The organism is Pseudomonas sp. 05N36 (assembly GCF_056397385.1).
The window spans coordinates 1-23387 of record NZ_JBFTNH010000013.1; the positions used below are offsets into that span (position 1 = coordinate 1).

Sequence of the window (23387 nt, forward strand, 5' to 3'; positions counted from 1 at the left end):
GGTATGGGCGAGTTACGCGTGTAACACGGAGAAATGGGCTGACAAGCCCGGTAAGGCGGTGCGCACGGGACGTTTCGCGAGAATATAGCGCCGAACGCCACGATATTTTCAACTTGCCGCGCGGTTGCTGCAAGTTGATCGGAGCTTCCTTAGCTGCTGATGAATTTTCTATAGATTTCGGTGATGACGACAGCATCCTTGCTGCACTAGGACTGAGCAATGAACCTGAAATATTTGACGGAGGATTTGACGTCCTGCCGAAGTGGGTAGCGATGATCCAACCGCATTTCAATCATCAGATAGACACTAACCTTTTCGACTATCAAATATCTTTTCGGTACCGCAATCACTGGTGATTTACGAATTGGGAACGAAGCCCTCCCCGCGAATAAAAAGCGCAACGTCAAAAAATTCATGTGAGATCAGTATGGGTTTTAAATTGAAGTTGCACTGGTTCAGCAAAACTACCGAGTTATGTGAAGAAGAAATTTACTCACAGGACTTCGGGGACGACGGTGCAATCATCGAATCGTTGGGCCTGTTGCCTGAAAACACAGTCAATCAAGGGGTTTTCAATGTACTGCCTGAGTGGGTAGCACTCATTCAACCTTACTTTAACCACACCATTGATCTGAGCGCTTACGACTATCAATTGGGATTCGCCTACAGGGATCAATGGTGAAAACCGGATGGAAGGGAACCTCGTACACATGGTCATGGGCGTTCGGCGTGGTGAAGACTTCCCATGCTTTGAAACAACGCTCCCTACTATGACAAACGATCTTATGCCGATGATGGGTTAGCAAAACAACAATGATCGCGTCTTTGACTATCGACTCACCGAGCAACACATCTGCGATATCGAGCAAGCCTGCTCAACAAGGCTACCCAGAGATCTGGAGCTTTTTTTAACCAGCTTCGCTTGAGCTGAATGAACCTAATAGAAAGAAAATCCCCCATGCGCCGAATTGCATTCTCAAACAAAAAAGTCCGCAACATCCCACGCCGCCTCCGCGCTCTTGCTGCCTGGGCGGCCAGCTATGAAGGTTACTTTCCGGACGAGCTTCCCGTGGAACAAGGCTACGCAAACCGAAAAATTCCGGTCCTGGAAACCTTGGTTGAAGGGAAACAAACCACCTTCGCCATTCAAAAGGAATGCGCGCAACAACTCATCAATGCAGCCCATCACCTGCTTCAGGCCAGACCCGAAGACACCATCAACTGCCGAATCGTCGCGTCAATCCTCACGCCCGACATGTTCTCCAGCGGAATTTGCATTTACACCGACATGAGCCGTTATCGCGGTCATGTATTGCCATTCGACTACGAGCATTTCTGCCAGACCCGGATCACCGACAAAAGCCTCGCCGCCGAATGGGGTTTAATCGTCCCTGCTGGAATGAATGAAGTGGGGTTCCACTTTGTTCACGAGGATGAAGACGGGCAAAAATTTGAATCCGAGCATTGGTACTTCGGAGAAGTCGATGAAGCGGATGATGGCTCCGAGAACGAGCGCTGGAGATACAAAACCTTTAAATCCTTCCGCACTGAAAACCCTGAACTCTTCGGCTAGGACATTTCATTTTTAGGCGAATACCAGGTCGCCATCGCGGGCAGCCTTGCTCCTACGAGAATGCTACAGCGATCGCAGGAGCATGGTTTGCCCGCAATCCCCTTCCGCCGCTCAACAAAACCTCATAAAAACAAAAATCCGCCCCCCACTCTTGTGCGCGCCCCCTCCTGCCGACAAGCTATGACCCATACGCTTAACTGTTCGACGGAAAAGGCTACTCCACATGCGCATTCTCATCACCGGCGGTGCCGGCTTCATCGGCTCGGCGCTGGTTCGCCACCTGATCCGCCACACTGAACATGAAGTGCTCAATCTGGACAAGCTGACCTACGCCGGCAACCTCGAGTCGTTGAGCAGCATCGCCACCAACACCCGTTATGAGTTCGTGCAGGCCGATATCGTTGATCAGGCCACTGTCAGCGCGATACTGGCGCGGTTCCAGCCGCAGGCGATCATGCACCTGGCGGCCGAGTCCCATGTCGACCGCTCCATCGACGGCCCATCGGACTTCATCCAGACCAACATTGTCGGCACCTACAGCCTGCTGGAAGCCACCCGTGCCTACTGGAACAGCCTGGCCGAGCCTGAGAAAAGCGCCTTTCGCTTTCACCACATTTCGACCGACGAGGTGTATGGCGACCTGCATGGCGTCGACGACCTGTTCACCGAAACCACACCCTATGCGCCGAGCTCGCCGTACTCCGCCAGCAAGGCAGCGTCCGACCATCTGGTCCGCGCCTGGCAGCGTACCTACGGTTTGCCGGTGCTACTGACCAACTGCTCGAACAATTACGGTCCGTTCCACTTCCCCGAGAAACTCATTCCACTGGTGATCCTCAACGCTCTCGCCGGGAAGCCTCTGCCGGTGTACGGCAATGGCCTGCAAGTGCGTGACTGGCTGTTCGTCGAGGATCATGCTCGCGCACTGCTCACCGTGGTGACCAACGGGGTAGTCGGTGAGACCTACAACATCGGCGGCCACAACGAACAGAAGAACATCGACGTGGTCCGCAGCATCTGCAATCTGCTGGAAGAGTTGGCGCCACAAAAACCTGAAGGCGTCGCGCACTTCGCCGACCTGATCACGTTCGTCACAGACCGTCCCGGCCATGACCAGCGCTACGCCATCGATGCCAGCAAAATCGAACGCGAGCTGGGCTGGGCACCCGAAGAAACTTTCGCCAGTGGCCTGCGTAAAACCGTGCAGTGGTACCTCGATAACCTAGACTGGTGCCAACGAGTCCAAGACGGTAGTTATCAAGGTGAACGCCTGGGCAACAGCGACTTCAAAGACCTGATCGCCTGAACGCGGCATCTCTCGCGCCGACCGCTGCTTTGAGTAAGAATGTCGTCCATCACCACAAATTCACGATTGCTGGAGAAACCCCATGAATGTAGTCACCACCGACCTGCCCGGTGTTCTGATCATCGAACCGAAGGTATTTGGTGACGAGCGCGGCTTCTTTTACGAAAGCTTCAACGCCAAGGCTTTCGAAGCCGCGACTGGTCTGAATACAACATTCGTACAGGACAACCATTCCCGCTCGCAAAAAGGTGTGTTGCGTGGCTTGCATTACCAACTGGAAAATACCCAGGGAAAGCTGGTCCGTGTCATTGCCGGTGAAGTGCTCGACGTAGCAGTGGATATCCGTCGCAGTTCGCCTCACTTTGGACAGTCAGTCGCCGTACGCCTGTCGGCTGAAAACAACCGTCAACTCTGGGTACCGGAAGGTTTCGCCCACGGTTTTGTAGTGCTGAGTGACTACGCCGAGTTCCTCTACAAGACCACCGACTACTACACCCCATCGGCCGAGCGCTGCATTCGCTGGGATGACCCGGCATTGGGTATCGACTGGCAACTCAGCGAAACACCGCAGCTGTCGGCCAAGGATCAGGCTGGCAAACTGCTCAAGGATGCCGACGTTTTCGCCTGAGCCAATCAGCGGCTGATGCCTCGCGTTGCGCGAGTGTCTTGCCGAACAAGCCTAGGCATAATGCGCCTGTACCTTCAGGCGCCCGATGCTTATGACTCCACCACTCCCCCGCAGACCCCGCTGGCGTAGCCTGGCGCTGCTCGCTCTGTGCCTGGCGCCGTTGTTGTGGCCACTGCAGCACCTGGCCGAGCGTTATTACCGCAGCGAGCTGGTCGGGCAAAACCGCCAGACGCTGGACCTCTACGTCGCCAACCTGCTGGGGACGCTGCACCGCTATGAAGTCTTGCCGCAGATCCTCGGTGATCTGCCGGCCCTGCGTGCCGTTCTTGCCGCACCACATGAGCCGCTGGCCACCGACAACGCCAATCGCCTGCTCAAGGACATCCGCGCCCAGACTGGCGCCGAAGTCATGTACCTGATGGACACTCACGGCAAGACCCTGGCAGCCTCCAACTGGGACAAGCACGACAGTTTTGTCGGGCGTAACTTTGCCTTCCGGCCGTATTTCAGCGAAGCCATGCAAGGCCGCCTCGGGCGCTTTTTCGGCCTAGGCACGACGTCGGCCAAACGCGGTTATTTCTTTGCAGGCGCCGTACGCGATGGCGAGCAGATCATCGGTGTGCTGGTGGTCAAGGTCGACCTCGACCACACCGAAAGCCTCTGGGGCAAAACCCCGGAACAACTGCTGCTGACCGATCACAACGGGGTGGTCATCATCACTTCACGCCCGGAATGGCGCTTCAGGGCGACCCGACCGCTGACTGACGAAGAACGCCAGGCCATCACCGCCGTCCAGCCCTACCCGACCCGTAATCCGCAACCGCTGAACCTTAATCCAGACGCCTGGCTGATCCAGACCCAGCAGATCGAAGAGACCGGCTGGAGCGTCAGTATCCTCGCACCCAGAACCCTGATCGACCGCCCGGTGCGCACGGTGGTAGCCATCGGCGGGGCGACGCTGCTGGTATTGATGTTGCTGCTGGGGCTGATGATGCAACGCCGTCGACACTACTTGCAGCGCATCGCGTTCGAGGCCAAGACCCGTCGTGAACTGGAAGCACGCGTCGCCGAAAGAACCAGCGACCTCGAAGGACTCAACCGCCGGCTCAAACAGGAAGTGCTGGAACGCGAACAGGCGCAACAGGAGCTGGTGCGCGCCCAGGATGATCTGGTCCAGGCCGGCAAACTCTCGGCACTCGGCACCATGTCGGCAAGCATCAGCCACGAGCTCAATCAACCGCTGGCAGCCATTCGCAGCTACGCGGAAAATGCCGAAGTGCTGCTCGACCACCAGCGCACCGACGACGCCCGCGGCAACCTGAAACTGATCAGCGAGCTGACTGGGCGCATGGCCTCGATCATCGCCCACCTGCGCGCCTTCGCCCGCCGCGACCGTCACGCCCCGGAAAGCGTTGCGTTGCAACCGGCGCTGGACGATGCACTGGCGTTGCTGGCCAAGCGCAGGCGGGCAATGGAAGTCGAACTGATCCGTGACCTGCCGGCGGCCACGCTGTGGGTCGAGGCCGGCGAAACCCGTCTGCGCCAGGTACTCGGTAACCTGTTGGCCAACGCCCTCGATGCCCTGACCGAAAAAGGCCCGCCCCGTAAACTCTGGTTGAGTGCCGAATCCACCGCCGACGGCGTCAACCTGTACATTCGCGATAACGGCCCGGGGTTCTGCATGGAGGCCCTCGGTCGCGCCGGTGAACCGTTCTACACCACCAAGACCCGCACTCAGGGCCTTGGGCTGGGGTTGGCCATTTGCGACACGTTGATGCGCGCCTTCGGCGGTGAACTGTCGTTCGCCAACCACAAGGAAGGCGGCGCCCTGATCACCCTGCGGCTGCGGGCGGGCGCACCCGGTGTAAGTCTGCAACCGTCCGAGGACCGCAGTGAATGAGCAACCTCATAGACAACCGTATCCAGGTCGTGCTGATCGACGATGATCCGCATCTGCGTCAGGCCCTGAGCCAGACGCTGGATCTCGCCGGTCTGAAAATCCTCCCATTGGCCGAAGCCAAGGGCCTGGCTTCGCGCCTTGAACGTGACTGGCCGGGCGTGGTGGTCAGTGACATTCGCATGCCGGGCATGGACGGTCTCGAACTGTTGAGCGAATTGCACGCCCAGGACCCGGAGCTGCCGGTGTTGCTGATCACCGGCCACGGCGATGTCCCCCTGGCGGTGCAGGCAATGCGCGCTGGCGCTTATGACTTCCTCGAAAAACCGTTCGCCAGTGACGCATTGCTCGACAGCGTGCGCCGTGCCTTGGCCCTGCGCCAACTGGTGCTGGACAACCGCAGCCTGCGGTTGGCCTTGAGCGATCGCAATGAACTGAGCACGCGCCTGGTCGGGCAATCGGCGCCAATGCAGCGCCTGCGCGAACAGATCGGCGCATTGGCACCGACCAAGGCCGACGTGCTGATCCTCGGTGAAACCGGTGCCGGCAAGGAGGTAGTGGCCCGTGCCCTGCACGACCTGTCGAATCGCCGTAATGGCCCGTTCGTAGCAATCAATGCCGGGGCACTGGCCGAATCGGTGGTCGAAAGCGAGCTGTTCGGCCACGAACCCGGCGCCTTCACTGGCGCGCAAAAGCGCCGTATCGGCAAATTCGAATTCGCCAACGGCGGCACGCTGTTCCTCGATGAAATCGAAAGCATGAGCCTGGACGTGCAGGTGAAACTGCTGCGTTTGCTACAAGAGCGGGTGGTCGAGCGTTTGGGTGGCAATCAGCTGATCCCGCTGGATATCCGGATCATCGCCGCGACCAAGGAAGACCTGCGCCAATCAGCGGATCAAGGGCGTTTTCGTGCGGACTTGTACTACCGCCTGAACGTCGCACCCCTGCGCATTCCACCACTGCGCGAACGGGGCGAAGACGCGCTGATGCTGTTCCAGCATTTCGCCAACGAAGCCAGTGAGCGCCATGGCTTGCCACCCCACGAACTGCAACCCGGACAACGAGCCCTGCTGTTGCGCCATACCTGGCCCGGCAACGTCCGTGAACTGCAAAACGCCGCCGAGCGTTTCGCCCTGGGCCTGGAACTGGCGCTGGATAACGGTGCTCCGGACGGCAGTGCTGCGCCGCACAGCGCAGTGCTCGGCGGTAATCTGAGCGAGCAGGTGGAAAGCTTTGAAAAGAACCTGATCGCCGCGGAACTGGCGCGCTCTCACAGCTCACTGCGCAGTGTCGCCGAAGCGCTGGGTATTCCACGCAAAACCCTGCATGACAAACTGCGCAAACATGGCTTGAACTTCGCCGATGGTGCTGGCGCCAACAGCAATGCCGACGAGCTTGATTGAGCCACGCCGACTAACCTTCACCCAAACATCCCACACTGCGAGGCCCGCGCATGAACCGCGACAGTCGTCACCTGGAATCCGTCCTCCATCGCGACATTCCCCTCACACGGGATATGGGCCTCAAGGTGCTCGACTGGCAATCACAACAACTGCGCTTGCAGTTACCGCTGGCGGCCAATTTCAATCACAAAAGCACCATGTTCGGCGGCAGCCTGTATTGCGGCGCGGTGTTGGCAGGTTGGGGCTGGCTGCATTTGCGCCTGCGCGAAGAAGGCATCGAGGACGGGCACATCGTGATTCAGGAAGGCCGGATCAGCTATCCGCTGCCGGTCACCCGTGACGGCATCGCAATCTGCGCTGCACCAAGTGCAGCGGTGTGGAAGAAGTTTTTGGCGATGTACCAACGCTATGGCCGGGCACGGTTGACGTTGCATACGCGGGTCGTCAACGTCGATAGCGATGAGGATGCGGTGACGTTTACCGGGCAGTATGTGTTGCATCGGTAAGGTTGGTAGTGAACTGAAGGGCCACCCCTCACCCTAACCCTCTCCCGGGGGGAGAGGAACTGACCGAGCTGTTTGGACGAATTACTGCAACCTGAAATATCGAGTCGAGCTCAGGATTTGAGAAGCCCCCGATCGGCTCCCTTTCCCCTCTCCCCCGTGGGGAGAGGGGTGGATTTTGGATCTGACCAGTTAAGTCTGAGCCAACGCCAGCAGCTTCTCGCGCCACGCGGCTTTGGCCGGCAACGCCAGGAAGAAACTGTTCAGCAACGACGCTCGCGCCGGATAACTGAACGGCTCACCGCTCAATTCCAGCACCTCGCCACCCGCCCCTTCGAGCACGCCTTGCGCGGCAGCCGTGTCCCACTGAGAGGTCGGTGCCAGCCGTGGATAACAATCCGCCGCGCCCTCCGCCAGCAGGCAAAACTTCAGCGAACTGCCGATATTGGCCAGTTGCAGCTCACCCAGACTGGCACTCAAGCCAGCGAGCAAGCGCTCCTGCTCAGGGCTTGAATGTCGACGGCTGGCAACCACGGTGAACGCTTCGCCAGCAGGCGGTACGTCACGGACCTGAATCGGCAGCGGCGCGGCATCCTTGTCGGCACGCCAGGCCCCGAGCCCGGCGCCACCGAAGTAGCAGCGGCCGTTGGTCGGCATCGACACTACGCCAAACACTACGCGCCCCTGTTCGATCAGCGCGATGTTGACAGTGAATTCTTCACTGCCGGAAATGAACTCCTTGGTGCCATCCAGCGGGTCGACCAACCACCAGCGCTGCCAACCGGCGCGCACCGATTGCGCAATGTTGGCGTCTTCTTCCGAGAGCACCGGGATGCTCGGATCAAGCGCTGTCAGCCCTGCCAGAATCAGATGATGGGCGGCGAGATCGGCGGCGGTGACCGGAGAATCGTCAGCCTTGGCAGTCACCGCCGTACCGGTGCGCCAGAATGGCAGAATGACCTCGCCGGCCTTCAACGCCAACTCGACCACGGGGGCCAGCAAAGGATGAACCTGGGGGAAATCACTCACGGTTGAAACACTCCACGCTGGGTCAATAGATCACGGGCCAGGTATAACGCCGCCAAGGCGCGGCCTTCGGTGAATTGCGGGTTCTGCGCCAGCGCCGCGAGCTCTCGCAGATTGACCCGGTCCACGCGCATCGGCTCCGGCTCATCACCTTCAAGGCTTTCTTCGTACAAATCAGTCGCCAACACCACCTGAATCTTCTGGCTCATGTAACCGGGCGACAGCGACAGCTCGGTCAGATGCTCCAGTTGCCGGGCGCCAAAACCGGCCTCTTCCTTGAGCTCACGCTCGGCCGCTGCCAACACATCCTCGCCAGGTTCGATCAAGCCCTTGGGCAGCGACAGTTCATAGGCATCAGTTCCGCCGCAGTATTCCTCAACCAGCACCGCGTGGTCGGAATCGAGCATCGCCACGATCATCACTGCGCCATACCCGGCGCCCTTGCCGACCAATCGCTCATAAGTGCGCTCGACGCCATTGGAAAAGCGCAGCTGCACCTCTTCAACGCAGAACAAGCGGGTGGTGGCGACGATCTCGCGGGCTAATACTTCGGGTTTCTGGCGCATGGCGGCTCCTTGGCGTGAACGCGGTACTATAACGCGGCTTTCTTGATTGTTTATGTCGGATATCTTTTTACCGCTGAAGGAGTTTTCAATGCCATCACTGCCCTGGCGCGACATTGATACCGTTCTGCTGGACATGGACGGCACGCTGCTGGACCTGCACTACGACAACCATTTCTGGATGGAACACCTGCCCAGGCGTTATGCCGAACTGCATGGTGTCAGTCGGGCCATGGCCGAGCTTGAATTGCAGCCGTTGTTCGAGCGTAACGCCGGTCAGTTGCAGTGGTACTGCCTGGACTTCTGGAGCGCTGAGCTGAAACTGCCGGTGCGCGAGTTGAAGCTCGAGACCGCCCATCTGATCGCATTGCGGCCGGACGCCGATACCTTTCTGGCAGCGATCAAACAGGCCGGAAAGCGCGTGATATTGATCACCAATGCCCACCGTGACTCATTGTCGCTGAAGCTGGAAAGAGTCGAACTGGCGCCCTACTTCGAGCGGTTGATCAGCTCCCACGATTACGGTTTCGCCAAGGAAAACCCGCAATTCTGGGATGCCTTGCGTGCAGACATCGACTTCGACCCACACCGCAGCCTGTTTATCGACGATACGTTGCCGATCCTGCGCAGTGCTCGGGATTTTGGGGTGGCGCATCTGTTGGCCGTGAGCCAGCCGGACAGCCGAAAAGAACCGAAAGACACCGCGGAATTCACAGCGGTTAGAGACTATCGCGAGCTCATAGCAGGGCTCTGAGATCGAGTCGCCTGCTCGCGATAGCGGTCTCAACCCACCAATGACTCAAGTTCGGCACAAGCGCTAGAATCACGCCCTTTGCCTGCGCCATGGAGCGACGATGGACATCAAACAGTTGAAATTCCTCATCGCCCTCGACGAAACCCGGCACTTCGGCCAGGCCGCTGCGCGCTGCCACATCACTCAGCCCACCCTGTCGATGCGCTTGCGCAGCCTTGAAGAAGAACTCGATCTGCCGTTGGTCAATCGTGGCCAGCGCTTCGAAGGTTTCACCGCACCGGGCGAACGGGTGCTGGCCTGGGCGCGCACCGTGCTGGCCGCCTGTGACGGTTTGCAGGCCGAGGCCGCAGCCTGTCGCGGCAACCTGGTCGGCACCTTGCGCCTGGGCGTAGTGCCGCTGTCGAGTTTTGATCCGCTGCCACTGATGCAAAAACTGCACGCCGAACACCCGAACCTGCGCTTCGAACTCTCGGCCTTGAGCTCCGAGCAGATCCTCGAACACTTGGGTAACAATCGCCTGGACCTCGGCGTGTCGTATCTCGAGCGCCTCGACAGCGAGCGCTTCGACTCACTGGCCTTCAGCGAAACCCACATGGGCCTGCTCTACGACCAGCGCTTTTTCAGCTTCGGTGAAAAGCCCTTGAGCTGGGAGGCACTGATCGAGCTGCCCTTGGGCATGCTCACTAGCGGCATGCACTTTCGCCAGTCCATCGACCACAACTTCCACAGCCGCGGTCTCAGCCCGCAGCCGTTGTTACAAACCGACGCGGTGCATCAATTGTTGCAAGCTGTGCACGGTGGCTTGTGTTGCGCAGTGATGCCACTGCAAGGCGGGCTCGAAACACTGACCGAGCATTTGCGCCTGCAACCGATTGAAAATGCGCAAACCCTTGGCCGACTGGGGCTGATCATGCGCCGCGGTGCACCGCGCTCGGCACTGGCTGAAGCGTGTTTTGCGCACTATCAACAATCACTGACGAACTCTTGATCGACGCCATCTATCGGTAGATCAGTAATAGCGATTAGACGTGACACATTGACGCGCCTAGGCTTAAGGCTGGATAAACCGCAGGTATTGCCCCATGAAAGCCAAGCGTCCGGTTTGCGGGGCGCCCGCCGTCGAAATGCCCACGCCAGCCGCCAGTCAGAACTATCAGTATTGCAACCTCGACCACAGCGAATCAGCCAGCACCGCGCTCGCTGAGGAAGTGGCGTTGGCAATCGCCTACAACGGCATCAGCCAGGCGGTGATGCTGGTGACACCAAGTGACCTGGAAGACTTCATCGTCGGTTTCAGCCTGGGCAGCGGGATCATCAGTGACGTGTCCGACCTCTATGACCTGCAACTCAGCGGGTCCGGTTCGGCACAGTACGCGCAGGTCAGCATTTCCAGCCGCGCGTTCTGGAACCTCAAGCAGCAACGTCGGCAACTGGCCGGTACCAGCGGTTGTGGACTCTGTGGCGTCGAAGCGGTGGAGCAAGCCTTGCCGCAACTCGACATATTGCCCGGCGCACCTTTGCCTCCCGCACAATGGCTTGAAGGCCTGCGTCAGCGCATCGGTGCATTCCAGCCATTGGGCCAATACAGCGGCGCAGTTCACGCCGCTGTGTTCATGAACAACCAGGGCGAATTGCTGCTGGGCCGTGAAGACATCGGCCGGCACAACGCGCTCGACAAGCTGATTGGTGCGCTGATCCGCCAGGACATCCCGATGGCGGGTGGACTGGTGATAGTCACCAGCCGTTGCAGCCTCGAACTGATCCAGAAAGTGTTGCGCGCCGGCATCCAGACACTGGTCAGCCTGTCGTCGCCCACCGGCCTGGCCGTGCAATGGGCACGCCGGCACAACCTCAATCTTATCCACCTGCCGCAAAAAAGTGCGCCGAGGGTCTATAGCCCTGCGACGGAGAACCAAGTGTGAGTCAACATCGTCAAGCCGACCAGAAACCCGTCCCCCGCTACAAGCCCTACAAAGGCCCAGCCGGAGGCTGGGGCGCGCTGATCAGCGTCGCCCAGGCCTGGTTGACCAGCGATAACGCGCTGAAAAACCTCCGCATAATGCTCAAGACCAACCAGAACGGCGGCTTCGACTGCCCCGGTTGCGCCTGGGGCGATTCTCCGGAAAAGGGCATGGTGATGTTCTGCGAGAACGGCGCCAAAGCGGTCAACTGGGAAGCCACCAAGCGCCGGGTCGATGCCGCGTTCTTCGCCAAGCACAGCGTCAGCTCGTTGCTGGAGCAGAGCGACTACTGGCTCGAGTATCAAGGCCGGCTGACCGAGCCGATGAGCTACGACGCCGAAACCGACCGTTACACCCCCATCAGTTGGGAAGCCGCCTTCGCACTGATCGGTAAACACCTGCAGAACCTGTCGAGTCCGAATCAGGCCGAGTTCTACACTTCAGGCCGCGCCAGCAACGAAGCGGCGTATCTCTATCAACTGTTCGTCCGCGCTTTCGGCACCAACAACTTCCCTGACTGCTCGAACATGTGCCACGAGGCCAGCGGTGTGGCCATGGCGCAGAGTGTCGGTGTCGGCAAAGGCACGGTGACCTTCGACGACTTCGAACACGCGGACGCGATTTTCGTCTGGGGCCAGAACCCCGGCACCAACCATCCACGGATGCTCGAACCCCTGCGCGAAGCAGTAAAGCGCGGCGCTCAGGTGGTGTGCATCAACCCGCTCAAAGAGCGTGGCCTGGAGCGTTTCCAGCACCCGCAGCACCCGATCGAAATGCTCACCAACGGTGACAAGCCGACCAACACCGCATACTTCCGCCCAGCGTTGGGCGGCGACATGGCGCTGCTGCGCGGCATGGCCAAGTTCCTGCTGCAATGGGAACGCGAGGCGCAACAGACCGACGCGCCCTCGTTGTTCGACCACGACTTCCTCAACGAACACACCGCCAGCGTGCTCGACTACCTGGGCGAGATCGACGACACCTCGTGGGAGCAGATTGTCGAGCAGTCCGGGCTGACCCTGGAAGAGATCGAGCAAGCGGCGCGCATGTACGCCAAAGGCAAGAATGTGATCATGTGCTGGGCCATGGGCATTACCCAGCACCGGCACTCGGTGGCGACCATCCAGGAAATCGCCAACCTGATGCTGCTGCGCGGCAACATCGGTCGGCCGGGCGCGGGCCTGTGCCCGGTGCGCGGGCACAGCAACGTGCAAGGCGACCGGACCATGGGCATCAACGAACGCCCGCCGGCGTTCTTCCTCGATGCACTGGAGCGCCGCTTCCGGTTCAAGGTGCCGCGCGAGAACGGTCACAACGTGGTCGAGGCCATCCACGCGATGCTCGACGGTCGTTCGAAAGTCTTCATCGGCCTGGGCGGCAACTTTGCCCAGGCCACGCCGGACAGCCCACGAACCTTCCAGGCCCTGAGCAATTGCGACCTCACCGTGCAAATCAGCACCAAACTCAACCGCAGCCATCTGGCGCACGGTAAAGAAGCGTTGATCCTGCCGTGCCTGGGCCGCACCGACATCGACTTGCAAACCGAAGGGGCACAAGCGGTGACGGTCGAAGATTCGTTCAGCATGGTTCACGCCTCCAACGGCCAACTGCAGCCGCTGTCGAAGCAGATGCGTTCGGAGCCGTCGATCATCGCCGGCATCGCTGCCGCGACCTTGGGCGCCGCGCCTGTCGACTGGAATTGGCTGGTGGCCGATTACCGCCGTATCCGCGAACTGATTGCCGACACTATTCCGGGCTTCAAGGACTTCAACCAGAAGCTCGAGAACCCGGGCGGTTTCTACCTGGGCAACAGCGCACGTGTCCGGCGCTGGAACACTTCGTCGGGTCGCGCCAATTTCCGGCCGAACATCCTGCCGGCCGATCTGGTACACGAGCGCACCCGCGCCACCGGGCAGTTGCCGGACCTGATCATGCAGTCGATGCGCTCTCATGATCAGTACAACACCACCATTTACGGTCTCGACGACCGTTATCGCGGGGTCAAGGGTCAGCGTAACGTGCTGTTCGTCAACGAAGCCGACATCATTCGCCTGGGTTTCAAACCGGGGCAGAAAGCCGATATCGTGTCGATCTGGGATGATGGCCGTGAGCGGCGCGTCAAAGGCTTCACCTTGCTGGCGTTCGATATTCCCGCCGGACAAGCCGCCGCCTACTACCCGGAAGTGAACCCGTTGGTGCCGCTGGAAAGCATCGGTGACGGCAGCCACACGCCGACCTCGAAGTTCGTGGCGATCTGCTTGGAAGCAGCGAGCGAGACCGGGTTGATCATGGCGAAGTCTGCCTGACACACCGCCATCGCGAGCAAGCTCGCTCCCACCGTTGAAACTCAATGAACGCAGATGTTGTGTTCGACGAAGGCTCATTGTGGGAGCGAGCCTGCTCGCGATGGCGTCCGCAGGCAAACACTGTTCCGTACTTTCCAAACGCCCACAAAAAAGGCCGCTTTTGTATCAAAGCGGCCTGTCGCAAGTAGCTAAAGACCTGCGAAAATCCATTAAGTTCCGTCTATAAAACAATAACTTAGCAAATTGTGCACAAGTCGTGTTACTCGTCGGATTTCGATTGTAACTAACACGACACAGCCTCAGGATCGCGCCGTCATCCCTTTGAGGCTCCTCTCATGAAGTTCTCCTCGATTCTCTTGTTGTCCCTTGGCCTGATCAGTGGCGCCGCGTCTGCTGGTGGCACCGCCGAGGCAGGTGTTGGCGGCGCATTGGGCGGGGTACTTGGCTCAGTGGTTGGTCAATCGCTGGGTGGCAGCACCGGTTCGACCATTGGTGCAGCCCTGGGCGGCGCCGGTGGTAGTGCGGTAGGTGCCAACAGACATAGCCGTGGCGAAGCGGCCATCGGTGGTGCGCTCGGCGCAGCCGGCGGTAACGTGGTCGGCCGCAGCATGGGCGGCACCACAGGCAGCCTGATCGGCGCAGCCGCCGGCGGTGGCGTGGGCGGTGCGCTGGGTAACCATATGGGCAACACCAGCTATGACGAAGACCGTGGCGGTCGTGACCGTGGTGGCCGCCGTTACTACCGCGATGATGATGACCACCGCGGTCGCGGCCATGCTTACGGCCATCGCAAGCATCACCACCGGTACTATCGCGACTGATACTCGAGTAGTGTCACGCAACGGATTCAAAAAAATCGCAGCCCTCGGGCTGCGATTTTTCGTTTCACACCAGCAACTGCTCCAATGCCCCGCGTAACCCGGCAGGAATCGCCACCGGCTGATTCGAGGTGCGATTCACAAACACATGCACAAAGCGCCCTGCCGCGCAGGCGTCCGCTTCCCCGGCCTTGAACACCGCCAGTTCGTATTGCACCGAACTGCTGCCCAACTTGCCCACCCGCAAACCGATTTCAATGCGCTCGGGAAAAGCGATCGAGGCGAAGTAATCGCACGCCGAACTCACCACAAACCCCACCACTTCACCGTCATGAATATCCAGACCACCGACTTCGATCAAGTAGGTATTCACCGCCGTATCGAAGAAGCTGTAATAGGTCACGTTATTCACATGGCCATAGACATCGTTGTCGTGCCAGCGGGTGATGATCGGCTGGAAGTGACGGTAGTCGGAGCGCTGGGGTATCGGGTTGGACATCAGTGTCGGTTCCTGGAATTGAATAGCCAGTCTAAGGCGAAAACCGCCCGGCCCGCCCCTACATGAGTGACAGTTCAGTCAGATTCGCCCCGGCCCACTCGCGTACCTCGGCATATGGATAATCCTCCAGCGCTGCAAACCCTGGAATCGCTCGCGCCTTGAGCTTGGTAAACAGCGGCACGCTGATGCCGCACAAGAACCGGGTCAGCCGTTCCGCACCCGGCACATGGCCGCTGTACGCTTCGTGCCTGTGGATAAAGTCGCCACACAGCGACTCGAAGTTTTTATCCACAAGCGCCGGCAACTCAGGCGGCTCCGGCAGACGGGCAACCTGCCCATGACATACCGAACAATGCCCGCACTGCTGCGGTGCATTTTCGTCGCCGAAGTACTGCGCCAATCGATAACCCAGGCAGTGCTCGGTGGCGAACAGATCGAGCATCGCGTGGATACGCGCGATTTCGGTACGTTCATGTTGCGTGAAATAGCCATGCAACTCGGCACTCAACGCCTGGGCATCGAAGTCCGTCAGCAGCAGGCTGTAGACCTCGGTCATCTGCTTGCTTTCCAGCTCGACCCAGCCCTTCTCCTGAAAGTAATCCAGTGCCTTGACCACCCGGCTGCGCTCGGCCCGATGCTGTTGGTACAGCGCCTCGAAATTCACCGTGGCCCAGGTTCGCGCACGGCTGGAGGTCTGGATGATCGCCGCGACGAAGTCCCGTCGCTCGCCCTCGAAACGCGCCAGCAAGGCGTCGGGCTCCAGCAGGAACTTGAAACGGTACTCGGCAAAGTAGGCGTAACGCGGGGCGATCAAACCTTTGAGTTCAAGCTGCACCAGCAAGGTCTTGAGCGGCAGTTGGCGAATATTGCTCTGGTCGGTCAGCGGCCCCAGCAAAAACTCCCATTGCCCATCCGGCGTAGCGGCTTGCAGTTCGTCGAGCACACAACGGATGCCATCCAGCTCCGGCGTGTCGCCGTACACAAAGTTTTCCAACACATTGAGGCTGTCGCGGTTGGCCAGCACCAGGCAGTCGGAAGGCTGCCCGTCGCGGCCGGCGCGGCCGATTTCCTGACTGTAGTTTTCGATGGATTTCGGCAGGTCGAAATGCACCACGTTGCGGATATCGCTCTTGTCGATGCCCATGCCGAACGCGATGGTAGCGACGATGCAATTGGACTGCCCGCCCATGAACCGACGCTGAATGGCTTCCCGTTGTTCGTGGGGCAAACCGGCGTGATAGGCCTCGGCCTGAAGACCGCTTTGGCTCAGGTGCTGGGCAATCTGTTCGGCGGTTTTCTGCAAGGTTACGTAGACGATGCTCGGCTGCCCGGCACGCTGGCCCATCCACTCCACCAGACGCCGGCGCTTGTCCTGACCACGCACCGGTTCAACCAGCAAATTCAGGTTGGGGCGATAGAAACCGGTGGTCACCACATCGTTCGCCGCAATGGCGAATTTCGCCTGCATGTCGGCGATCACTTTGGGCGTGGCAGTGGCTGTCAGCAGCAAGGTTTGCGGGATATTGAACTGGCGCTGGTAGTCCGGCAGTTTCAAATAGTCGGGCCTGAAGTTGTGGCCCCACTCGGAGATACAGTGCGCCTCGTCCACCACCAGCAACGAGATCGGCACTTGCTGCAAAAAGTTGCGAAAGCGCTCGTTCTTCAAGCGCTCCACGGAAATCATCAGGATCTTCAATTCGCCGGAACGCGCCCGCGCCATCACCTCGTTGGCGTCATCGCGGCTCTGCGCCGAATCGATACTCGCCGCGGCAATCCCGTGGCGCTGCAAGAACGCCAATTGGTCCTGCATCAACGCCAGCAACGGCGACACCACCAGCGTCAGGTGCGGCAGCAACAAGGCCGGCAACTGATAGCACAAGGACTTGCCGGAGCCGGTCGGAAAAATCGCCGCCGCCGAGCGCCCGGCCAACACCGCACTGACCGCCGCCTCCTGGCCGGGCCGAAACTGTGGATAACCAAAGACCTGTTCGAGGGTGTTGTGCATAAGCTGTCACTCCGTTGACTGCTGCCATGCCGAAAGCCTAGCCGGCCAAAGCAGCGAGTCGAGAAAAGGTCGGGCGCAAAAGAGATACGGAATGATACAGGGAGGGCGTGTCGCAAGAGCACCGATCGTTCCGCGCCGGGCGTGGAACGATCGTAAACGAAAGACTAGGGCCTAGTGCTGCGCCCGACAGTCGACCCACTTCACACCGTTGCGCTGGTTCGCTGCAATCAACGCGGGGACGGCTTTCGGTGCCTTGTCGTGGATGTCATGGAACAGGATGATCCCGCGGCGCCACAGCAGCATCAGGGTCTGTACACGCTGGGTCGCGGCGTCTGCGTTGATCTGTTTGCTCCAGTCCTGGGAGTCGATGCCCCAAAGCATCACTTTCAGCCCCTGAGCCTTGAAGAACCCGGCGCTATCGCTGCGACGCTGGCCGTACGGTGGGCGAAACAACGACTGATAGTCATCCGGAACCGTACCGCGCACCAGCGTCACCGAACGGTTGATCGACGACTGCCACTCGCTCCAGGCGCTGTGGGATTTATGCTCCCAACCATGCAGGGCAACGCACTGGCCTCGGTACAACTCGCGCATTTTGTCTGGTGAAGATTTACGCAAGCGCGCCTGAAAGGGCTCGCCAAGCACAAAGAATACGCCGTGCAAATCATTGGCCCGCAACACATTGGCCACGGTATCGGTTTGCTTGTCGATACCACTCGGGCCATCGTCGAACGTCAGCAGAAACTGTCGGTCGGCCAGCTCATCGCCGGTCAGTTCAGCGCTGTCGAAGCGCTCGATCTCGCTGCTGATCCTCGGGAACAACGCGGCCAGGCGCAGCTGCTCGTTCAAATACTGCTCGTGAAACACCCGACTGCCCGCAGCCCATGCAACATAGGCCGGGCCGACTTGACCGGCGAATCCGGCCGCCTGCTGACGCAAATCGTCGAGGCCACGCACCTGTGGACAAAACAGCTCGGCTGCGCAGTTCTGGCTGGCACTGCGGAAGTTGCTCAACAGCCGGTCCCAGAAACGCTGACGCACCTGCTCCACGGATTTGAACTCGACTTGCTTCACACCCAAACGCTGCTTGAGGGCGTTTTCGTCCAGTGCTTCGCTGGCCAGCAACGCCTTGCCGAACATCAGCATTTCGGCGCGCGAGGCCGTATCGAAACCCGCTTCAGTGACCAGCGAACCTGGCCAACCGCCGCGATCAATGGTTGCGAATACCGCCGCACCCACCGCGTGCGCGGTGTTTGCCCACAGGCAACCGAGCAGTAAAAACGTAAAAGCCCGCAACCGCATACCCAGCTCCTTAAATGCACAACGCGCCGATAGCGGCGCGTTGTGGGGTCAACTCAACGCAAACCGATCAGCGGTTTTGCACGCGCTCGATCGCCTTGTCATACACCGGGTTGGCTTTTTGCTGCTTGGCCAACTGGTAATGACGCAATGCGTCAGGGAACTGATTCGCCGCTTCATAGATACGGGCGATGTTGTAGTAGGAACTGGCGCGAACAGTGGCAGCCGAATTGCCGCTGGCCAGAGCGATAGCCTTGCGGTTGGCCCAGATCGACTCGGCAGTGTTGCCGGCCTTCTGATACGCCAGCCCCAGGTTGCTGTAGGCCTGACCGAAACCGTTGTTCAGCTCGATGGCCTGACGATAGAAGTCGATCGCCTGCGGCAGGTCGCCGGCGTGGTAGGCCGCTTCGCCTTTCTGGTTCAGGTTTTTCGCATCCGACAGTGCCGAAGTACTGACCGCCACGGCGGTAACGGCCACGCTGTCATCGAGCAATGGGGAAACTTCGTTCAATACATTCTTGGCATCGACTTGCGAGCCGGTGAAGTTGTTGATGTCCTGGAAATCGCCGCTGCCGGTCATGCGGAATACGGTCCACAGGTTGCCACTGCGGTTTTGCGGCACGTAGTAAGTGCGTACCAGCGACTGGCCCATGTACACGAACACTTTGGCCTGGCTGTTGGAGAGCGCACGCGAGTTCGGATTGCCGCTGTTACTGAAGTCATGCACCGCGTAGACGTAGCTCTCGCCGTAGTGCTTTTTCTCCAGGGTGATGGTTTCCGGGCCATAGCTATCGGTGTCATCGACATCCAGGTTGGCATCGTCGCCACGCTGACTGCCGAAGTAGATGTTGTTGCCAGGGAAGATCATGTGCGAGTCGAGGTCCCGCGGGGTCGCGCCCCAGGTCAGTACCACACGCAGGCCGTCGAGGTTGGTCATCACCGGGCTGATGGCATAGGTCATGCCCTTGCACGGGCACTTGACCACCAGGTTGGAATAACCCGGCTTCTTGATGATCAGCAGGTTGCTGGCGTCATCGGCAAAATCGGCGGTCAGGCTGACCTGGCCCTGAGCATTGGTACGCCCCACCACGTTCTGTGCGCCGTTGCGTTGCAACAGCACTTCAGCGTCGGCGATCTTCTGATCCTTGACCACCGCACTCAACACCTCGATCGGCAGTTGTTCAGCCTGCACCGAGCCAAACGCGGCCCACAGCGACAAAATCGAAGCCATACGGTGCAATCGCATACCTAATTCCCTTTAAGTGTTTAAACAGACGTTTAGAAACGTCCTACGGATTCTGGCGCGCACCATACCGAAATTTGCTGCGTTTCGCCTGACAATCGCGTAGGAAAATTGAGCTCTAGGGGATTCGCTGAAAAAAACCTCGGGCAGTGCGTAGTCCTGCGCCGTGCGATGGACGCAGAGCGTCACCGGATGCGTTACCACGCGGAGCGTGGGAACGATCAAGGGTGTTGTGCATAACCTGTCACTCCGTTGACTGCTGCCATGCCGAAAGCCTAGCCGGAGAATGCAGCGAGTCGAGACAAGGTCGTGGGTAAAACGCGACAGATTGATACAACCGGAACTACAAATCAGCTCACCGGAGAACGATTTCATCGGTAAGGTTTGCGCTCACATAAAGCGTCTTCCGACTGAAAACACTACCGTCCGCGAGCACCTCATCATGGCAGGAAGCCTGATGTGCGCGAACGCCATACATGAAGGACCACACCATGCATAAAACACATCTCCCACCGCGTTTTTCGCGCTGGTCGCGTACAACCCTGATGACCCTGCCTCTGCTGTTGACCGGATGCCTTACGGTGCCTGAAAAGCCCGGTGTCGAACCGGCAGTCCAGGCCTTCGAGACAGCGGAATACCACGCCCAAAAAGGACTGGCGATCATCAAGGCATCAGCACTCTACGCCCGCGGTGGTAGCGGTCAGGGCGTAAGCGTCGCGTTGGTCGATTCGGGTCTGAATGCCGACTTACCCGAGTTTTCGGGACGTATCAGCGATCCAGGGTACGACTACGTTACCAACAGCCCCGGCACCTTTGACAGACTCGGCCATGGAACACAGATGGCCGGCATCCTCGCCGCCAACAAAGACGATCAGGGCATGCACGGCGTTGCTTTCAATGCTCAACTGATCCCTCTGCGCTTTGGTGATGACGATGAGCCGTTCTTTTTTGACAGCGAAATCGCCCAGTCATGGAAGTATGCGTTCGACAAAGGTGCACGCATTTTCAACAACTCCTGGGCCAATGCCATCCCGGCCACCGAGATAACCGAATCCCGTTACAACCAGGTCATGCCCGAGTCCCTTGTAGTAGCGCGACAGTTGATCAATGACGGCGCAGTTTTCGTCTTTCCGACGGGTAATGAATTGAAACGCGAACCCCTCGCTGAAGCGGGCCTGCCATTGGCGGTTCCTGAACTGGAGAAAGGCTGGATTGCTGTCGTCGCCCTGAAACAGGATGGTACGGCCATCAACGCCAAATCCAATTACTGTGGCGTAGCCGGCCGCTGGTGCATTGCCGTACCCGGTGGAGACTCCGGTGCCGACGCGGGTCTGCAAACAACCCTCAAGTCCGGTGGTTATGGTCAAACAGCCGGAACCTCACCTGCTGTGGCCATGGTCAGCGGCGCACTGGCAGCCCTGCAAAGCCGCTACCCCCACATGAGCCCACAACAACTTCGCGAACGCCTGTTAGACAGCGCAAACCGAACCGGCATCTACGCGAACAGTGAGGCTTATGGTCGGGGCCTGCTGGACCTCGAAGCCGCCTCGCGTCCGGCACCAGATGCCTTGGTCAAGTAAGTCAGTCATTGCAGTGTCGATGCACAGCAGCCATCGAGACGATCGCTGCTGTGTTCAGTTTCCCGAGCATTATTTCCACTCGCCAGCACTCACTACGCAATCGACTGCGTTTCAACTTACGAAATGCCCTACGCAGTCTGGCACACGCGCTACTGCGGTTCTGTCCGCAACGCCTGACAACCGCGTAGGAAATTCGACCTCTAGGGGAATCGCTGAAAAAAACCTCGGGCAGTGCGTAGTCCCGAGCCTTGCGGGCAAGTAAACCCCCTACAAAACCTGTCCATTTGGGCTGTCTTGCGAGACTTCGGAGTGCGGTTCTATAGTTTGCGGCGTGGCTAAACCCCGTGTGTCGGCCTGCAGGAGCGACGTCGCGACTTCCTACTGGACACGTTCAATGAACCCGCACGATCCGTCTAACAACCGCTATCGCCCACTCAAAACCAGCTACAGCGAAACCCCGGTGCTGGTCATCGACACCGAGGCCAACCCCCACGCCATCCTGGACGCCGCCCGACAACGCATCCGCGCCTCCAGCGACCTGCTCGAAACGCTTTATTGCCTGTGCTTCAAGCAAGCGGATGTGAAAGACATTCCAAATATCGTCAATGCGCTTTATCTGCTGACTCAGGATGGGAGTGAATTGCTAGAGGTGGCTCGGCAGCGGATGCCAAGAAAGCACGACTGAATGCCCCCGCGAATAATACGTACACCTGAGCAAGGCTTGCCCGCGATGAACGATAACGCGGTCTGCCTGAATAATCGCCGTATTGGATCCGACATAAAATCTGTACGCAATGGCCTAACCAATCTTCATCCCCGCCCTACAACCTCATGCTCCTTGTCGGCTATCGCCAGCTGGCACACCACACCTATAGTCGTTAGCGTCGCTGCAAAATCAGCGACCGGGTTTGGTCACCCGGACGAGAGGCACACATACCCCTTAAATAGAGGCGCTCCTCAATGACCACATTAAATCCGTTTGCAGAGCGTTACCGTTCGTTGAAAACCAACTTCACCGACTCCCCGGTTCTGATCATCGACACAGAAGCCAACCCGCAAGACATCCTAGAAGCCGCCCTTCAGCGCATCCAAGCCTCCAGCGACCTGCTCGAAACCCTGCACTGCCAATGCTTCAAACACGGCGACGTCAAAGACATCCCCCACATCACCCACGCCCTGTATCTGCTGACTCAAGACGGCCGCGACCTGCTCCAGGTCGCCCAGCAACGCATGCTGAACTGGAAAGCGCCGGCCTGAAGTCCGAGTGAACAGATCGTTCTCACGTTCTGCGTGAGAACGGTCAAACGCAAAGCGTTGAAAGCCATCATCGAACACTGGAGATAACCATGAGCACGTTCTTTGATGAGCTGATGGAAAGCGTGCAACAGATGGACGAGATCGTACGGTGTGAACGCCTGCCTTCCCACGAATTCCATGTTGACGCGTTGCAAATCAAAGAAACTCGTAAGCGTGGGAACGATCAACCGCGTAGCAAGGGCCTTCCACCCAAACCCTGCGCCCCATAACATTCCTGCATGCCTCAACCGGACTGTTAGCCATGAACCTCGCCCCCAACTTCCCCAACGACAACGCCATGCAGTTACTCATGCAGCTGCTGCACGAAGAACTCGGCCTGCCCGAACGCAAAACCATCAGCCTCAACACCTCGATCAATTTCGACCTCGGCTGCAACGGCTCAGACGCTCGGCACCTGATGGAAGCCCTGGAAGAACAGTTCGCTATCGACTTCGTCGACTACGACGCCTATCGCTACTTTCAGCCTGAAGGCTTTGACGTATTTCTCAAGCGCCGGGCCAAGGGTCGTGGCGAGAAAGTGCCATTGACCATCGGCATGCTTTATCAGGCCATCAAGGCGCAACGATGGGATACGCAGGAACTGGAAGGCAAGCCGAACACATAAGTGCCATTATTCTGGCCGTTTAGTGCCTTTTCAGCTGGAATATTGGTAGTTCTACCTCCGCTGGCCTGAATTGCGCTCACGAAAAAGCCGCCCTAAGGGCGG

General features: G+C 59.0%; 23 protein-coding genes and 1 pseudogene. 18 read left to right on the forward strand and 6 right to left on the reverse strand.

Translation table 11 applies throughout. The annotated features are described in order from the left end of the window. From AC1DIH_RS17480 to AC1DIH_RS17515, 8 genes are all read left to right on the forward strand, one after another. Positions 1 to 356 (forward strand): colicin E3-like toxin immunity protein (locus AC1DIH_RS17480; protein WP_477772632.1); only part of this gene is annotated, 356 nt, incomplete at its 5' end. A gap of 71 nt (positions 357 to 427) precedes the next feature. Continuing rightward, a complete protein-coding gene (locus AC1DIH_RS17485; RefSeq protein WP_477772633.1) occupies positions 428 to 682 on the forward strand; it encodes a colicin E3-like toxin immunity protein in 255 nt (84 codons plus the stop codon). A gap of 276 nt (positions 683 to 958) precedes the next feature. Then, positions 959 to 1573 carry a DUF3916 domain-containing protein gene (locus tag AC1DIH_RS17490; protein ID WP_477772634.1) on the forward strand — a complete coding sequence of 205 codons (615 nt, stop codon included), beginning with the start codon at positions 959 to 961 and terminating at the stop codon, positions 1571 to 1573. 223 nt (positions 1574 to 1796) lie between these two features. Further along, positions 1797 to 2879, forward strand: a complete 1083-nt coding sequence (rfbB, locus tag AC1DIH_RS17495; protein ID WP_477772635.1) for a dTDP-glucose 4,6-dehydratase — start codon at positions 1797 to 1799, stop codon at positions 2877 to 2879. An 82-nt stretch (positions 2880 to 2961) separates the two neighbouring features. Further along, entirely contained in the window at positions 2962 to 3507 is a 546-nt protein-coding gene (gene rfbC, locus AC1DIH_RS17500; RefSeq protein WP_477772636.1) for a dTDP-4-dehydrorhamnose 3,5-epimerase, read from the forward strand. 91 nt (positions 3508 to 3598) lie between these two features. Beyond that, entirely contained in the window at positions 3599 to 5407 is a 1809-nt protein-coding gene (locus tag AC1DIH_RS17505) for a sensor histidine kinase (RefSeq protein ID WP_477772637.1), read from the forward strand. Further along, positions 5404 to 6807, forward strand: a complete 1404-nt coding sequence (locus AC1DIH_RS17510; RefSeq protein ID WP_477772638.1) for a sigma-54-dependent transcriptional regulator — start codon at positions 5404 to 5406, stop codon at positions 6805 to 6807. The genes AC1DIH_RS17505 and AC1DIH_RS17510 overlap by 4 nt, the downstream gene beginning before the upstream one ends. A gap of 50 nt (positions 6808 to 6857) precedes the next feature. Next, a complete protein-coding gene (locus AC1DIH_RS17515; protein WP_477772639.1) occupies positions 6858 to 7313 on the forward strand; it encodes a thioesterase domain-containing protein in 456 nt (151 codons plus the stop codon). 189 nt (positions 7314 to 7502) lie between these two features. On the opposite strand, the gene cysQ is transcribed toward AC1DIH_RS17515, so the two are convergent. Together cysQ and nudE are read right to left on the reverse strand one after the other, a co-directional pair. Then, on the reverse strand, positions 7503 to 8339 hold the full coding sequence (gene cysQ / locus AC1DIH_RS17520) for a 3'(2'),5'-bisphosphate nucleotidase CysQ (RefSeq protein ID WP_477772640.1): 837 nt from the start codon (positions 8337 to 8339) through the stop codon (positions 7503 to 7505). Further along, positions 8336 to 8902: an ADP compounds hydrolase NudE gene (gene nudE, locus AC1DIH_RS17525; RefSeq protein ID WP_054595115.1), complete on the reverse strand. Its 567-nt coding sequence runs from the start codon at positions 8900 to 8902 to the stop codon at positions 8336 to 8338. The genes cysQ and nudE overlap by 4 nt, the downstream gene beginning before the upstream one ends. Before the next feature lie 88 nt (positions 8903 to 8990). Between nudE and yrfG the strand changes: the two genes are divergently transcribed. From yrfG to AC1DIH_RS17550, 5 genes are all read left to right on the forward strand, one after another. Then, the gene (yrfG, locus tag AC1DIH_RS17530; protein ID WP_477772641.1) at positions 8991 to 9653 is read left to right on the forward strand and encodes a GMP/IMP nucleotidase; all 663 of its coding nucleotides are present in this window, start codon (positions 8991 to 8993) and stop codon (positions 9651 to 9653) included. Positions 9654 to 9753: 100 nt separating this feature from the next. Then, positions 9754 to 10641: a LysR family transcriptional regulator gene (locus tag AC1DIH_RS17535; RefSeq protein ID WP_477772642.1), complete on the forward strand. Its 888-nt coding sequence runs from the start codon at positions 9754 to 9756 to the stop codon at positions 10639 to 10641. 94 nt (positions 10642 to 10735) lie between these two features. Further along, a complete protein-coding gene (gene fdhD / locus AC1DIH_RS17540) occupies positions 10736 to 11575 on the forward strand; it encodes a formate dehydrogenase accessory sulfurtransferase FdhD (protein WP_477772643.1) in 840 nt (279 codons plus the stop codon). Beyond that, entirely contained in the window at positions 11572 to 13920 is a 2349-nt protein-coding gene (locus AC1DIH_RS17545) for an FdhF/YdeP family oxidoreductase (RefSeq protein WP_477772644.1), read from the forward strand. The genes fdhD and AC1DIH_RS17545 overlap by 4 nt, the downstream gene beginning before the upstream one ends. A 335-nt stretch (positions 13921 to 14255) precedes the next feature. Beyond that, on the forward strand, positions 14256 to 14741 hold the full coding sequence (locus AC1DIH_RS17550) for a glycine zipper domain-containing protein (RefSeq protein WP_477772645.1): 486 nt from the start codon (positions 14256 to 14258) through the stop codon (positions 14739 to 14741). 64 nt (positions 14742 to 14805) lie between these two features. On the opposite strand, the gene AC1DIH_RS17555 is transcribed toward AC1DIH_RS17550, so the two are convergent. The 4 genes from AC1DIH_RS17555 to AC1DIH_RS17570 form a co-directional block, all read right to left on the reverse strand. Next, positions 14806 to 15237, reverse strand: a complete 432-nt coding sequence (locus tag AC1DIH_RS17555) for an acyl-CoA thioesterase (protein ID WP_477772646.1) — start codon at positions 15235 to 15237, stop codon at positions 14806 to 14808. Positions 15238 to 15295: 58 nt separating this feature from the next. After that, a complete protein-coding gene (locus AC1DIH_RS17560; RefSeq protein ID WP_477772647.1) occupies positions 15296 to 17242 on the reverse strand; it encodes a RecQ family ATP-dependent DNA helicase in 1947 nt (648 codons plus the stop codon). Positions 17243 to 17413: 171 nt separating this feature from the next. Beyond that, positions 17414 to 18544 (reverse strand): polysaccharide deacetylase family protein, encoded by a 1131-nt coding sequence (locus AC1DIH_RS17565; RefSeq protein ID WP_477772648.1) that lies wholly within the window; start codon positions 18542 to 18544, stop codon positions 17414 to 17416. A 67-nt stretch (positions 18545 to 18611) separates the two neighbouring features. Further along, positions 18612 to 19787, reverse strand: a complete 1176-nt coding sequence (locus AC1DIH_RS17570) for a tetratricopeptide repeat protein (protein ID WP_477772649.1) — start codon at positions 19785 to 19787, stop codon at positions 18612 to 18614. Between the two features lie 542 nt (positions 19788 to 20329). Here AC1DIH_RS17570 and AC1DIH_RS17575 point away from each other — a divergent pair. The 5 genes and pseudogenes from AC1DIH_RS17575 to AC1DIH_RS17595 all read left to right on the forward strand — a co-directional run bounded on the left by AC1DIH_RS17575 (position 20330) and on the right by AC1DIH_RS17595 (position 23285). Continuing rightward, positions 20330 to 21364 (forward strand): S8 family peptidase, encoded by a 1035-nt coding sequence (locus tag AC1DIH_RS17575; RefSeq protein WP_477772734.1) that lies wholly within the window; start codon positions 20330 to 20332, stop codon positions 21362 to 21364. A gap of 394 nt (positions 21365 to 21758) precedes the next feature. Next, positions 21759 to 22049, forward strand: coding sequence for a hypothetical protein (locus AC1DIH_RS17580; protein ID WP_477772650.1), 291 nt, complete (start codon positions 21759 to 21761; stop codon positions 22047 to 22049). A 275-nt stretch (positions 22050 to 22324) separates the two neighbouring features. Then, a complete protein-coding gene (locus tag AC1DIH_RS17585; RefSeq protein WP_477772651.1) occupies positions 22325 to 22621 on the forward strand; it encodes a hypothetical protein in 297 nt (98 codons plus the stop codon). 89 nt (positions 22622 to 22710) lie between these two features. Next, a pseudogene (locus AC1DIH_RS17590) lies at positions 22711 to 22833 on the forward strand (transcriptional regulator); the annotation flags it as partial. A gap of 89 nt (positions 22834 to 22922) precedes the next feature. Then, on the forward strand, positions 22923 to 23285 hold the full coding sequence (locus AC1DIH_RS17595; protein ID WP_477772652.1) for a DUF1493 family protein: 363 nt from the start codon (positions 22923 to 22925) through the stop codon (positions 23283 to 23285). Positions 23286 to 23387: the final 102 nt, after the last annotated feature.

Coding starts and splice junctions, on each gene's coding strand:
- AC1DIH_RS17485 (WP_477772633.1), top strand. CDS start 428: ATGGGTTTTAAATTGAAGTTGCACTGGTTCAGCAAAACTACCGAGTTA.
- AC1DIH_RS17490 (WP_477772634.1), top strand. CDS start 959: ATGCGCCGAATTGCATTCTCAAACAAAAAAGTCCGCAACATCCCACGC.
- rfbB (WP_477772635.1), top strand. CDS start 1,797: ATGCGCATTCTCATCACCGGCGGTGCCGGCTTCATCGGCTCGGCGCTG.
- rfbC (WP_477772636.1), top strand. CDS start 2,962: ATGAATGTAGTCACCACCGACCTGCCCGGTGTTCTGATCATCGAACCG.
- AC1DIH_RS17505 (WP_477772637.1), top strand. CDS start 3,599: ATGACTCCACCACTCCCCCGCAGACCCCGCTGGCGTAGCCTGGCGCTG.
- AC1DIH_RS17510 (WP_477772638.1), top strand. CDS start 5,404: ATGAGCAACCTCATAGACAACCGTATCCAGGTCGTGCTGATCGACGAT.
- AC1DIH_RS17515 (WP_477772639.1), top strand. CDS start 6,858: ATGAACCGCGACAGTCGTCACCTGGAATCCGTCCTCCATCGCGACATT.
- nudE (WP_054595115.1), bottom strand. CDS start 8,902: ATGCGCCAGAAACCCGAAGTATTAGCCCGCGAGATCGTCGCCACCACC.
- yrfG (WP_477772641.1), top strand. CDS start 8,991: ATGCCATCACTGCCCTGGCGCGACATTGATACCGTTCTGCTGGACATG.
- AC1DIH_RS17535 (WP_477772642.1), top strand. CDS start 9,754: ATGGACATCAAACAGTTGAAATTCCTCATCGCCCTCGACGAAACCCGG.
- fdhD (WP_477772643.1), top strand. CDS start 10,736: ATGAAAGCCAAGCGTCCGGTTTGCGGGGCGCCCGCCGTCGAAATGCCC.
- AC1DIH_RS17550 (WP_477772645.1), top strand. CDS start 14,256: ATGAAGTTCTCCTCGATTCTCTTGTTGTCCCTTGGCCTGATCAGTGGC.
- AC1DIH_RS17555 (WP_477772646.1), bottom strand. CDS start 15,237: ATGTCCAACCCGATACCCCAGCGCTCCGACTACCGTCACTTCCAGCCG.
- AC1DIH_RS17560 (WP_477772647.1), bottom strand. CDS start 17,242: ATGCACAACACCCTCGAACAGGTCTTTGGTTATCCACAGTTTCGGCCC.
- AC1DIH_RS17565 (WP_477772648.1), bottom strand. CDS start 18,544: ATGCGGTTGCGGGCTTTTACGTTTTTACTGCTCGGTTGCCTGTGGGCA.
- AC1DIH_RS17570 (WP_477772649.1), bottom strand. CDS start 19,787: ATGCGATTGCACCGTATGGCTTCGATTTTGTCGCTGTGGGCCGCGTTT.
- AC1DIH_RS17575 (WP_477772734.1), top strand. CDS start 20,330: ATGACCCTGCCTCTGCTGTTGACCGGATGCCTTACGGTGCCTGAAAAG.
- AC1DIH_RS17580 (WP_477772650.1), top strand. CDS start 21,759: ATGAACCCGCACGATCCGTCTAACAACCGCTATCGCCCACTCAAAACC.
- AC1DIH_RS17585 (WP_477772651.1), top strand. CDS start 22,325: ATGACCACATTAAATCCGTTTGCAGAGCGTTACCGTTCGTTGAAAACC.
- AC1DIH_RS17595 (WP_477772652.1), top strand. CDS start 22,923: ATGAACCTCGCCCCCAACTTCCCCAACGACAACGCCATGCAGTTACTC.